The organism is Pseudomonas sp. Irchel 3E20, assembly GCF_900187645.1.
Taxonomy (GTDB): Bacteria; Pseudomonadota; Gammaproteobacteria; order Pseudomonadales; family Pseudomonadaceae; genus Aquipseudomonas.
On record NZ_FYEE01000005.1, the window covers coordinates 386,484 to 399,491 of the forward strand.

A 13,008-nucleotide genomic window follows, 5' to 3' on the forward strand; every position below is an offset into this window, starting at 1 on the left:
GCCCATGCTAGCGGATCAGCGCCGGTTGAGCTCGCCATAAAGCTCGGGGCGGCGGTCGGCCAGATACGGCGTGGCGGCCCGTGAATCCAGGAGCAGTTGGCGCTCCAGGGTGGCGACGATCAGTTCCTCGCCCAACCCGGCGTGGGCGATGCGGCTGCCGTTGGGGGCAGCGATGCTGCTTTGCCCACAGTAGCGGATCGCGCCTTCCTCACCGCAGTAGTTGGCGTAGGCCACATAGCACTGGTTTTCATAGGCGCGGGCGCGCACGGTGACGTCGGCGACAAAGTCGTAGGGCACCATGTTGGCGGTCGGCACCAGGATCAACTCGGCCCCGGCCAGGGCCAGGCGCCGGGTATTTTCCGGGAACTCCAGGTCGTAGCAAATCAGCAAGCCCAACTGCCAGCCCTTGAACTCGATCACCGGCAAGTCAGCGTTGCCGGCGCTGAACATGCCGTGGTCGAGTTCGCCGAACAAATGGCTTTTGCGGTAGTTGCACAGGCTGTGGCCGTTGGCGTCGATCAACTGCACGGCGTTGTAGATGTGGCCGTCCGCGGCGCGCTCCGGGTAGCCATAGAGGATGGCCACGCCGCTGGCCTGGGCGATCTGCGCAATGCGCTGGGCGCTGGCGCCGTCGCGGGCCTCGGCCAGGGTGCTGACCGCGTCGCTGCCGATGTTGTAGCCGGTGAGGAACATCTCCGGCAGCACCAGCAGGTCGGCCCCTGCCGCCTCGTGGGCGAAGCGCTGCAGGCGTTGCAGGTTGCCCGCCACCTCCAGCGGCTGCGGCGGGCATTGGTACAGGGCTAGGCGCATGGCGGGGGCTCCTCAGTCGGCCAGGGCAATCGGCCCGATATCGGCGAACACATCGCCGGGGCCGGGGTTTTCGGCGTGGGTCTTGCCGCCGAAGTGGGTCATGATGCCCCACACCGCGTTGAGCGAGGTCTGCACCGCGCCTTCGACCCAGGCCGGGGTCCAGGACACATCGTCGCCAGCGATGAAAATACCCTTCTGTGCGGCGGGCATGTCTTGCTGCATGAAGTGCGCGTACATGCGCTGGTTGTAGCGGTAATGGCCCGGCAGCGCGCCCTTGAAGGCACCGAGGAAATGCGGGTCGGCCTCCCAGGACACGGTGATCGGGTCGCCGATGATGCGCGCGGCGATGTCGACCTTGGGGTAGATCTTCTTCAGGGCGTCGAGGGCCAGCTTCACCCGCTTGTCGATGGGTTGGGGGAGCATTTTCAGGGCGTCGCTCATCCACGAGTACGACAGGCAGATCACCCCTGGCTTGTCGTCGCCGTTATCAAACAGGTAGGTGCCGCGGGTCAGGCGATCGGTGAGGGTCATGCTCATCAGGTCGCGGCCGGTCTCTGGGTCTTTGTCTTTCCAAAATGGCCGGTCGACCATGACGAAGGTCTTGGACGACTGCATGTAGCGCGTGCGGTCCAGGGCCATCCACATTTTTTGCGAGAACAGCGACTCTTCGCACTCGATCTGGGTGGTCAGCAACCAGCTCTGGCAGGTGGTCAGCACGGCGGCGTATTCGCGGGTATCGCCCCAGTTATCGGTGACGCTGAAACGGCCATCGGCGGCGCGGGCGATACGCTTGACCCCGGTACGCGGCGCGCCGTGGTGCAACGTGCTCAGGCTGGTGCCGGCGGGCCAGTGGGCGCAGCGCTCGGGCACGTGGCGCCAGATGCCCAGCGGCACCTGCTCGACACCGCCGACCACCAGGTGCTGGTGATCGTCGCAATTGGTCATTACCACGCGGAAGATTTCCAGCATGGAATTTGGGAAATCCGAATCCCAGCCGCCCGTGCCGAAACCGACCTGGCCAAACACCTCGCGGTGCTGGAACGACAGCTTGGCGAACGCCTTGGACGTGGCGACAAAATCGTAGAACGTGCGGTCATCCCACAGCGGCACCAGGGTGTTCCACAGCTCTTTGAGGCGCGGTACATCGCGCTCGCGGATGGCTTGCTGGATGTCACCGAAGCGCGAGCCGTCCTCCAGGGCATCGGCCCAGGCGTCGGCCACTTCCTGGAACAGCGCCGGCAGGTCGGCGAGTTTTTGCGCGTAGTAGGTTTCGCCTTCGAGGTCGATCACGGTACTGCCGGAGGCGGGCGTCAACGGGTTGGGGAAGGGCTTGGTCTCAAGGCCGAGCTTGTCGACGTAGTGGTAGAACGCCGTGGATGACACCGGAAACCGCATACCGCCCAGCTCGGCGATCACGCCCTCGGCGCCTTCAAACGCCTGGGAGCGCAAGCGCCCGCCCATTTTCGAAGCCTCGTACACCACAGGCTTGAGGCCCAGCTTCATCAACTCGTAGGCCGCCACCAACCCGGCGATGCCGGCGCCGACAATCGCCACCTCGGTGCCGTGCTGGGCGGCGGGAATACTGCCCAGGCCGGCCGGGTGCTCGATCCAGTCGTCAAAGGCGAAAGGGAAATCCGGGCCAAAAATGGTGATTGGTTTTTTACCGTCTGCAGGGTGGCGATTGTTCTTATTGGAAGGGTTCATGGCGGACCTGGCTGGCGACTCGAACGGGCACGACCCGCTGAGTATAGGAAAGATGCCGGCCATTCTAGGCAGCGTTGCGCCCGTTAATAAGACGCAGAGTGCTGTCGTATTGGTTTGTTTTCAGGCGATATGACGAAGTTGGCGGGCATTTCGACCAGTGTCGCCCTTCAAATCGGCTGGCCGCGGTCGATCTTGTGGCTGAGGATGATCGAGGTGGTGGTTTTTTCCACCCCTTCGACACTGCCGATCTGGTCCAGCAATTGGTCCAGTTGCTCCGGCGATTCGGTGCGCAGCCACGCCACGTAATCGAACTCGCCACTCACCGCGCACAACTGCTGCACCTGGGCCATGGCACTGAGGCGGCGCAGCACGTCCTTGCCACTGCGCGGCTGCACTTTGATGCCGACATACGCCTGCAACCCGCCATCGGCCAACCGCGTGCCCAGGCGCACGCCATAACCGGTGATGACCTTGCTCTTCTCCAGCCGCGCCAACCGCGACGTCACCGTGGTGCGCGCAATACCCAACTGCCGCGCAAGCATGGCCACGCTTTCGCGGGCATTGATTTGCAGTGCGGCGATCAACTGACGGTCGATTTCATCAAGAACGACGGGGCGCGAATCAGGCAAGGTGCTCTCCAGCGGCGGACGGCAATGGGCGTGCATCTTAGCGCGTGAACGCTTGGCCCGTAGGGGCAACCTGCGAAAACACAAAAGCCGCGCAATGCGCGGCTTTGAAGGTGGTGGGCCCACACGGACTTGAACCGTGGACCAAAGGATTATGAGTCCTCTGCTCTAACCAACTGAGCTATAGGCCCTCAGTAGGCCGCGGATTATAACGATGGTTTCTCGGCTGTGCTATCCGAAAAGTCTGAAAGGGTGCTGCGAAGAAAGGCTGCGGCGAATTCCTCGGCGGGCAGGGGCAGGCTGATGATGTAGCCCTGGATCTGTTCGCAGCCTTCGGCGGCGAGGAAGGCTTGTTGGGCGTGGGTTTCCACGCCTTCGGCGATGACGGTCAGTTGCATGCTGCGGCCCAGGGCGATGATGGCGCGCACGATGGCGCCGTCGTGGGTGTCGTCGGGCAGGCCGCGGACGAAGGACTGGTCGATCTTCAAGAAGTCCAGGGGCAGGCGCTTGAGGTAGCTCAGGGATGAATAGCCGGTGCCGAAGTCGTCGATGGCCAGTTGTACCCCCAGGTGTTTGAGCTGGTGCAGCACGGCCAGGGCTTCTTCGGCCTGGCTCATGATGAAGTTTTCAGTGATTTCCAGTTGCAGCAGTTCGGGTTTGAGGCGGTTGTCGTGCAGCAGTTGTTCAATACGTGCCAGCAGGTTGGGCTGGCGCAGCTGGGCCCCGGCGAGGTTCACCGACAGTGGGCCGAAGCTGTCGTAGCACAGGTGCCAGGCGTGCATCTGCTGGCAGGCTTGCTCCAGCACCCAGTCGCCGATTTGCAGGATCATGCCGTTTTCTTCGGCCAGGGCGATGAAGTGTTCGGGTGGCACTTCGCCGAAGGTGGGGTGGTGCCAGCGCAGCAGTGCTTCGGCGCCCACCAGGCATTGGTCGCGCAGGCTGAATTTTGGTTGGTAGTACAGCGACAGTTCGTTGCGCTCGATGGCGCGGCGCAGCTCGTGTTCCAGGGCGATGCGTTCGCTGGCCTGGGCGGTGAGGTCGCAGGTGTAGCTTTCGACGCGGTTACGGCCCTTGGATTTGGAGCGGTACATGGCCGCGTCGGCGTTTTTTACCAGGGTGGCGACGTCGCAGCCGTCCTGGGGGTAGAGGCTGGTGCCGATGCTGGCGCTGATGAAGAACTCGTGCTCGCCGGCCTGGAACGGTGCGCCAAAGCAGCAGAGCAGTTTGTTGGCGACGGTTTGCGCGTCGCTGGCGTGTTGCAGGCCCGGCAGCAGGATGATGAATTCGTCGCCGCCCAGGCGTGCCACGGTGTCGATGTCGCGCAGTTGCTCCTTGAGGCGCACGGCGATGCCCTTGAGCAGCAGGTCGCCGACCGGGTGGCCGAGGCTGTCGTTGATGTGCTTGAAGCGGTCCAGGTCGAGAAACAGCACGGCGCCGTGGCCGCCGTTTTCCTGTTGATGGTTGAGGGCGCTGAGTAGGCGGCTCTCGAACAGGGTGCGGTTTGGCAGGCCGGTGAGAGGGTCGTGGTGGGCCTGGTAATCGAGCCGCGCCTGGGCGTGCTTGAGGCTGGAGATGTCGGCAAATACCGCGACGAAGTGGGTGATGAACTTGTCGCGGTTGCGCACGGCGCTGATGGTCAGCCAACTGGGGTACAGCTCGCCGTTTTTACGGCGGTTGGAGATTTCCCCTTGCCAGTGGCCTTCGGCCGTCAGTTGATGCCACATGGCCGCATAGAAGGCGCTGTCGTGCAGGCCAGAGGCCAGTAATCGCGGTGTGTGGCCTAGGGCTTCGGTCTCGCTGTAGCCGGTGATTTCGGTGAAGGCGCGGTTGACGGCGCTGATGTGCTGCTGGGTGTCGGTTATCAGCACGCCTTCGGCGGTGCTTTCGAACACGGTGGCGGCCTGTTGCAGTTTCTCCTGCATCAGGTGGCGTTCGGTGATGTCGCGGGCGATGGTCAGCATGCAGTTGTCGTCGCCGATGGGCAGTGGGCGGCTGGACATTTCGCAGAGGCGGATCTGGCCGTCGTTGCGGCGTATATGGCAGCGGAAGTCGCGCACGAAGCCATCCCGTTGCAGCATATCGAGCATCTGCTTGCGCTCATTGAGGTTGACCCAGATGCCCAGGTCCAGGGTCGAGCGGTCCAGAGACAGGGCGCTGTTGAACCCGGTGATGCGGCTAAAGCCTTCGTTGACTTCGATCAGCAGGCCATCGCGCTGGCGGCTCAGGAGCAAACCGTCGGGCGAGGCGTGGAAAGCCTTGGCGAACTTCTCTTCCGAGGTTTGCAATTGCCGTTGGGTTTCCTTGAGCTGGCTGATATCACGTACCACGACCACCAGGGCGGGGGTGGTATCGAGGTCGAAGGGCTCGGCAGAGATCAGGCCGGTGAACAGTTGCCCGTTACTGCGGCGAAAGGGCATTTCGAGGTTGCGGATGCTACCGCCCTGCAAGCGTTGCAGCAGGCCCGGGCCGACCCCGGGGATGCCCCAGATGTTCAGGTCGGTAGCGGTTTTGCCGATGACCTCTGCCGCACTGAGGCCGATCTGTTCTTCAAAGGCGTTGTTAACCTCCAGCAGGCAGCCGTCGCTCAGCCGCGCGATCACCAGAATGTCCGGGCATTGCTGGAACACCGAGGCGAATTTCTGCTCGGACAGGCGCAAGGCCTCTTCGGTGTGCTTGGCTTCGCTGATGTCGATCATCAGGCCGCGCAGGACTGGCTCGTGGCCGTGTTCGATCAGGCTGACGATGTCGCGCACCCACAGGCAGCGACCGTCGGCGGTGATGACGCGGTAGTCGATGCTGTGGTCGCGCCCGGCCAATACTTCCCGGTCGCAGAACGTCTGGGCGCGGGTCAGGTCGGCGGGGTGGATGATGTTGCGCCAGAAGCCCGGGACCAGCCAGTTGGACAGCGGATAGCCGAGCAGGGCTTCGGCATGGGGCGAGACGTAGCTGTAGGTGAAATCGCTGATACGCGCTTCCCAGGCAATGGCCGAAAGGCTCTCCACCAGGCCGCGGTAGTGGTACTCGCTGCTGCGCAGTTCCTGTTCCAGGGCCACGCGCCGGGCGATTTCCGAGCTGAGTCGGCGATTGATGCGAATGACCACGGCCAAAATAGTGAACACCAGGGTCAGACCGGGGAGGCCGTAGATCAGCAGGTCGGACCAGAAAGCACGGTGGTCAAGGACATTGCCGACCCAGCGCTCATGGATGTTGCTGACTTCCTCCGGGCTCAGGTCGGCCAGCACTTTATCGAGGATACCGACGAGGATTTTGCTGTCCTGGGGCACAGCCATGGCCAGTTGATAGCGATACGGTGTTTCGCCACTGACGTACATGCCTTCGAGCTTGAGCTGGCGCAGGCTCCAGACGCTGGACGCGAGGTCGCCGACCACGGCGTCCACTTGGTCGGTGGCCAGGGCTTGCAGGGCCGAGCTGACGTTGGGCAACGCTACCAGGTTCAGGTCCGGATGTTGGGTGCGCAGCAGTTCGTGGGGGGCGTAGTTCTCCACCACCGCCACTTTCAGGCCATACAGGTCCTGGAGTTTGCGCGGCTGGGGCCCGCCTTCGTGGGCGAGGATGACGATGGGGAAATCCAGGTACGGACGAGTGAACGCCAGATAGCCCTGGCGCTCCGGCGTGGACATGATGCCGGGCAGCAAGTCCAGCTTGTTTTGCCGGGCCTGTTCCAGCACCTGGCTCCAGCTCACGGGCTCCACTGGCGTAACGGCGACACCGAGGCGTTTTTCGATCAGGCTGATGTAGTCGGCAGCAAGGCCCTGGTAGCGACCTTCTTCGTCGCGGTACTCGAACGGCGGCCACGAAGCATCAACACCCAGGCGCAATTGCGGGTGGGAGGAAAGCCAGCCACGCTCTTCATTGGTGAGAGTCAACGCGCCAGCTGTTGCGGTCCAGGTCAGCAGCGACAGCAAAAGCACAGTCGACAGTCTGGGCATCACACTCTCGGAGGGCTTGGGAGGGAATGGTTCGAGTGTAGACGGGCAATGGCATGCGGGGATTTTATCGGCATATAGCAAAACCCCCAGCCAGGCTGGGGGTTTTGTTATCACTCGTCGAGGAAGGAGCGCAAATGCTCGCTTCTCGTCGGATGGCGCAGCTTGCGCAGCGCCTTGGCTTCGATCTGGCGAATCCGCTCACGGGTAACGTCGAACTGCTTACCGACTTCCTCAAGGGTGTGGTCGGTATTCATGTCGATGCCGAAGCGCATGCGCAAAACCTTGGCTTCACGTGCAGTGAGGCCGGAGAGGACTTCGCGCGTTGCTTCTTTAAGGCTCTCAACGGTGGCGACATCGATTGGCGACTGCATGGTCGAGTCTTCGATGAAGTCACCCAGGTGGGAGTCTTCGTCATCACCGATCGGGGTTTCCATGGAGATCGGCTCTTTGGCGATCTTCAGTACCTTGCGGATTTTGTCCTCAGGCATTTCCATGCGCTCGCCCAGCTCTTCCGGGGTCGGTTCGCGACCCATTTCCTGCAGCATCTGGCGGGAAATACGGTTGAGCTTGTTGATCGTCTCGATCATGTGCACCGGAATACGGATGGTGCGGGCCTGGTCGGCGATCGAGCGAGTGATCGCCTGACGGATCCACCAGGTGGCATAAGTCGAGAATTTGTAGCCGCGACGGTATTCAAACTTGTCTACCGCTTTCATCAAGCCGATGTTGCCTTCCTGGATCAGGTCGAGGAATTGCAGGCCACGGTTGGTGTACTTCTTGGCGATGGAGATCACCAGACGCAAGTTCGCTTCCACCATCTCTTTCTTCGCGCGGCGGGCCTTGGCCTCACCGATCGACATGCGACGGTTGATGTCCTTGATCTCGGAAATCTTCAGGCCGGTTTCAGCTTCCAGCGCGCTCAGCTTCTGCTGGCAGCGAACGATGTCCGGCTGCAGGCGCGCAATGGCTTCGGCGTATTTGCTCTTACCCTTGGCCAGTGCGTCGGTCCAGCTTTCGTCAACTTCATTGCCGGGGAACTGGCGCAGGAAGTCGGCACGCGGCATCCGTGCATCACGAACGCACAGTTGCATGATGGCGCGCTCTTGCTGGCGCAGGCGATCCAGGGCGCTACGAACGCGCTCTACCAGGCCTTCGAACTGCTTAGGCACCAGTTTGATCGGCATGAACAGCTCAGCCAGCAGCAACAGCTCGACGATAGTCTGCTTGTGGTCGCGACCGTGCTTTTTCAGGGCCTTGCGGGTCACTTCCATCTGGTCGGAGACAGCGCCAAAACGCTGTGCGGCGACAATCGGGTCGGGACCGCTTTCAACTTCTTCTTCGTCGTCGGTGCTGGCTTCAGCTTCTTCGTCTTCGGTCTCGTCATCCGCTTTCGCGGTTTTCGGGTCGACAGGCGGAGGCACTTCAGCAGCAGGCGGCGCAATGCCGTCGTCCGGGTCGATATAACCGCTCAGGACGTCGGACAGGCGGCCACCTTCGGTGGTGACGCGAGTGTACTCGGAGAGAATATGGTCAACTGTGCCAGGGAAGTGCGCGATTGCGCCCATCACTTCACGGATGCCTTCTTCGATACGCTTGGCGATTTCAATTTCGCCTTCACGTGTGAGGAGCTCTACCGTACCCATTTCACGCATATACATGCGCACAGGGTCAGTGGTGCGGCCAATGTCGGTCTCGACCGCTGCCAACGCGGCGGCTGCTTCTTCAGCGGCTGCCTCGTCGGTATCGGCGTCGGCCAACATAAGGGCGTCCGCATCCGGAGCACTCTCGTGTACGGGAATCCCCATGTCATTAATCATGCGGATGATGTCTTCCACCTGTTCCGGATCTGAAATATCCTCCGGCAGGTGGTCGTTGACCTCTGCGTAAGTCAGATACTTCTGCTCACGACCCAGGGTGATCAACTCTTTGATACGAGACTGCTGTTGCGCTTTTCCGGACATAACACCCTATCCACTGAAGGTCTTGGCGGGCAAAAAACAAGCCGAGGATTATACCTGAGCTATGACCTCACGCGCCAGTTGAGGTCGGGTTTGATGTGGAAACAGTGCGACTGAGAAGGTCGCGCAATTGGTTTTTCTCTTCGGCACTCAATTCACTTTGGCGTGCTTTTCTCAGAAGTTGTTCCAGATTTCGCTCACGTTGGCGAGCTGACAAGCTAGTTATGGTGTCGAAAAACTGTTGTTCAAGGTTATCGCCATCAATCAGCCACTCCTTTTCTGCCAGCGCTCTGAGCAGGCGACCTTGTTCGGTGCCGTGCCAGCGTGCAATCAGTTGAAATGAGTTTAGCTTAGGATTCTTCTGTACGGCCTCGAGCAGTGCCACCAGCAACTGTGTGTTGGTGTGGTCCTCGGCAGCAAAGTGCCCGGCGTCCTCGACTTTTTTTGCCAGTTGCGGGTGATGCAGCAAAGTGCGCAGGGCGGCCAAGGTCGGCGGCTCCACGGCGGCCGGGATGCGCGGTGCTCTTGGTTGGTCACGATCACCGCCGCGCTTGCCCTTTTTATCCCAGGGCTTGTTCTCCCACTTTTTACCGCCGGCCCCTGGTTTTTTCGGGCTCCACTCCTGCTGGGGGGCATACGCCTCATGGGGCTGGTGGTAGTCGGCGTAATCGGGCACCGCGTCGTAGTTGATGCCAGGGTCGTAAGCGGGTGGTGCCTCTTGTGGCGCGCTGTGCACTAGCTGGCTAACGGCTTCGCTGTTGAGGCCGGTGATTTCGCTCAGGCGCTGGCGCATCAGGGTGCGCAGGTTGGCTCCCGGGACTTTGTCGATCAGCGGCGCGGCGAGGGTGGCCATGTGGGCCTTGCCTTCGAGGGAGCGCGGGTCGGCCTCTTCGGTCAGTTGCTGGAAGAAATAATCGGCCAGCGGCTGGGCGTGCTGGTTGATCCGTGCGCGGAACGCATCAGTGCCCTCGGAGCGCACCAAGGTATCGGGGTCTTCGCCTTCGGGCAGGAACAGGAATCGCGCGCGCCGCCCGTCTTGCAGGCTGGGCAGTGTTGCTTCCAGAGCCCGCCATGCGGCGTTGCGGCCGGCCTGGTCACCGTCAAAGCAGAACAGCACGCTGGGCACCACGCGGAACAGGCGCTTGAGGTGCTCTTCGCTGGTGGCGGTGCCCAGGGTCGCCACCGCATTGCGTAGGCCTTGCTGCGCCAAGGCGATGACATCCATATAGCCTTCGACGACGATGATTTCGTCAAGGTTGCGGTTGTTCTTGCGTGCCTCGAACAGGCCATACAGTTCCTGGCCCTTGTGAAACACCGGGGTTTCCGGTGAGTTCAGGTACTTGGGCTTGTCGTCGCCCAGCACGCGGCCACCGAACGCGATGATCCGGCCACGGCTGTCGCGGATCGGGAACATCACCCGATCACGAAAACGGTCGTAGCGCTTGCCGGTCTCGGCGTTTTCGACCAGCAGGCCGGCGTCGATCATGGCCTTTTGCTGCAAGGTGTCGCTGCTCAAGTGCTTGAACAGGTTGTCCCAACCTGGCGGGGCAAAGCCCAAGCCAAAATCGCGGGCGATCTCGCCGGTCAGTCCGCGGCCCTTGAGGTAGTCCACGGCAGCTTTGCGTGCGGGATGACTCTTGAGGGCCTGACGGTAGAATTCCGCGGCGGCGGTCAGAAGGGGGTAGAGCGGCGAGTCGGTGGGTTGCCGTGGCTTGTGTGGGCGACCGCTTTCTTCACGGGGGATTTCCATGCCGGCGGCTTTGGCCAGTTCTTCGACGGCCTGGGGAAAGTCCAAGTTGTCGTGGTCCATGATGAAGCCAAGGGCATTGCCGCCGGCGCCGCAGCCGAAGCAGTAGTAGAACTGCTTGTCGGGACTCACGCTAAAAGACGGGGTTTTCTCTTTGTGGAATGGGCAGCAGGCCGTGTAGTTCTTGCCGGCCTTCTTCATTTGCAGGCGCGAGCTGACCACGTCGACGATGTCGGTGCGGTTCAGAAGGTCGTCAATAAAGCTCTGGGGAATTAGCCCGGCCATGGCGTTCTCGTCATCACTGCGAAAATTAGACCCAGCGCACGCGGTCGATGTCGGGTTGATCCGAGGCGCAATGGTAGGCGGCTCGACCGGATGTCGTGTGCGTATTCGCTCTAGGGGAGTGTATCTGTCGAAAATTCACTGGCGTTAGCGCCGATCAGTATTCGACCAGTTGAAAGTGCTGCGCTGAATCCGGCAATGGCCAGTGACGGGCCTCGGATAGCTCAAAAAAGCGGGCACAGGAGATCGTGCCTTGGGCTGATCGTCTGCTTGGGAAACAGTGGGGTGTGCTCGTCAGTAGCCTTTGTAAGGCTCGTCAGAAAAGACGTGCACCGCTGGCAAAAGAGCCAGGTCTGACGTGGTGAAGCGATTTTGTCTCGGTCGCGTCGGCGGCGTTGACGGTAAAGCATCCAACGATATCCGCAAATGCCAATAGCCCGGCTGAGGGCCGGGCTTGGCAGAAGCTTGCTACGAACGTCTGTGTATTAGTACAGACGAACGGCGCGGCGCTGCTCGCGCTGAACTTTCTTCGCGTGACGCTTAACAGCGGCTGCTGCTTTACGCTTACGCTCGGAAGTCGGCTTCTCGTAAAATTCGCGGCTACGAACTTCAGCCAGAACACCGGCTTTTTCGCAGGAGCGCTTGAAACGACGCAGAGCTACGTCGAAGGGTTCGTTCTCTTTAACTTTGACGGCTGGCATCCAGAGCTACCTTCATTCATTACCGGGGTCAACATCCTCGCGGCAAAAATGCACTTGAAGACGTCGGTTTTTAAGGGTTGCGGATGTTAACCCCTCATCGCCCGGAATGCAAAGCCTCTGATCGAAAAGCGCTGGTCGGGGGGCAAAGTGGCGACTATTATGCGCGCCTTCGAATTTAGCCTCTACAAGGCGCCAACCCATGCTAGTACTGGGATTAGAAACCTCCTGCGACGAAACCGGCGTTGCACTTTACGACAGTGAGCGGGGCCTGCTGGCCGACGCACTGTTCAGCCAGATCGACCTGCATCGCGCCTATGGTGGCGTGGTGCCAGAACTGGCCTCGAGAGATCACGTCAAACGCATGCTCCCCTTGATCCGCCAAGTGTTGGCTGAGGCAGACTGCGTGCCTACCGAGATCGATGCCATTGCCTACACCGCAGGCCCCGGGCTTGTCGGCGCGTTGCTGGTGGGTGCCTCCTGCGCCCAGGCGCTGGCATTTGCCTGGGGTATTCCGGCGCTGGGCGTGCACCATATGGAAGGCCACTTGCTGGCGCCAATGCTGGAGCCGCAACCGCCCGAGTTTCCGTTCGTCGCTTTGTTGGTTTCCGGCGGCCATACCCAGTTGGTTCGGGTCGATGGCATTGGCCAATACGAGCTGCTGGGGGAGACCTTGGATGATGCTGCCGGGGAAGCCTTCGACAAAACCGCGAAAATGATGGGCCTCCACTATCCGGGCGGCCCGGAGATTGCGCGCCTGGCCACCCAGGGTACTGTCGGGCGTTTTGTGTTTCCGCGACCAATGTGTGATCGCCCTGGGCTTGATTTCAGCTTCAGTGGCTTGAAAACCTTTGCCCTCAACACGTGGCAGCAGGCTGTCAGCGCTGGAGACGACAGTGAACAAACCCGCTGCGACATCGCTCTGGCGTTCCAGCAGGCGGTGGTGGAGACTTTGACCATCAAGTGCAAGCGCGCGCTCAAGCAGGCCGGCCTCAAGCGTTTGGTGATTGCCGGTGGCGTGAGTGCAAACAAGGCATTGCGCCTGTCGCTGGAAAAAATGCTCGGTGACATGAAGGGCGACGTTTACTACGCCAGGCCGGAGTTCTGCACCGATAACGGCGCGATGATTGCTTTTGCAGGCTGTCAGCGCTTGCAGGCCGGCCAGCATGAAAGCCTGGCAATTACCGTGCAGGCGCGCTGGCCGATGGAGCAGCTTTCGCCGCTTTAAGACGC

8 protein-coding genes and 1 tRNA gene are annotated in these 13,008 nt (G+C 61.3%); 1 reads left to right on the forward strand and 8 read right to left on the reverse strand.

Going from position 1 to position 13,008, the window contains the following annotated elements:
* Positions 1–15 precede the first annotated feature (15 nt).
* The 8 genes from CKW13_RS12635 to rpsU form a co-directional block, all read right to left on the reverse strand.
* A complete protein-coding gene (locus tag CKW13_RS12635; protein ID WP_095108947.1) occupies positions 16–810 on the reverse strand; it encodes a carbon-nitrogen hydrolase family protein in 795 nt (264 codons plus the stop codon).
* A gap of 12 nt (positions 811–822) precedes the next feature.
* Positions 823–2,514 (reverse strand): NAD(P)/FAD-dependent oxidoreductase, encoded by a 1,692-nt coding sequence (locus CKW13_RS12640; RefSeq protein ID WP_095108948.1) that lies wholly within the window; start codon positions 2,512–2,514, stop codon positions 823–825.
* 167 nt (positions 2,515–2,681) lie between these two features.
* A complete protein-coding gene (locus CKW13_RS12645) occupies positions 2,682–3,143 on the reverse strand; it encodes an Lrp/AsnC family transcriptional regulator (RefSeq protein WP_095108949.1) in 462 nt (153 codons plus the stop codon).
* Between the two features lie 111 nt (positions 3,144–3,254).
* Positions 3,255–3,331, reverse strand: a tRNA-Ile gene (locus CKW13_RS12650).
* Between the two features lie 15 nt (positions 3,332–3,346).
* Positions 3,347–7,090 (reverse strand): bifunctional diguanylate cyclase/phosphodiesterase, encoded by a 3,744-nt coding sequence (locus tag CKW13_RS12655; protein WP_095108950.1) that lies wholly within the window; start codon positions 7,088–7,090, stop codon positions 3,347–3,349.
* A 110-nt stretch (positions 7,091–7,200) separates the two neighbouring features.
* Positions 7,201–9,051 carry an RNA polymerase sigma factor RpoD gene (rpoD, locus tag CKW13_RS12660; protein ID WP_095108951.1) on the reverse strand — a complete coding sequence of 617 codons (1,851 nt, stop codon included), beginning with the start codon at positions 9,049–9,051 and terminating at the stop codon, positions 7,201–7,203.
* Positions 9,052–9,118: 67 nt separating this feature from the next.
* A complete protein-coding gene (gene dnaG / locus CKW13_RS12665) occupies positions 9,119–11,080 on the reverse strand; it encodes a DNA primase (RefSeq protein ID WP_095108952.1) in 1,962 nt (653 codons plus the stop codon).
* Between the two features lie 482 nt (positions 11,081–11,562).
* Positions 11,563–11,778 carry a 30S ribosomal protein S21 gene (rpsU, locus tag CKW13_RS12670; protein WP_002551877.1) on the reverse strand — a complete coding sequence of 72 codons (216 nt, stop codon included), beginning with the start codon at positions 11,776–11,778 and terminating at the stop codon, positions 11,563–11,565.
* A gap of 199 nt (positions 11,779–11,977) precedes the next feature.
* Between rpsU and tsaD the strand changes: the two genes are divergently transcribed.
* Positions 11,978–13,003 (forward strand): tRNA (adenosine(37)-N6)-threonylcarbamoyltransferase complex transferase subunit TsaD, encoded by a 1,026-nt coding sequence (gene tsaD / locus CKW13_RS12675; RefSeq protein ID WP_095108953.1) that lies wholly within the window; start codon positions 11,978–11,980, stop codon positions 13,001–13,003.
* Positions 13,004–13,008: the final 5 nt, after the last annotated feature.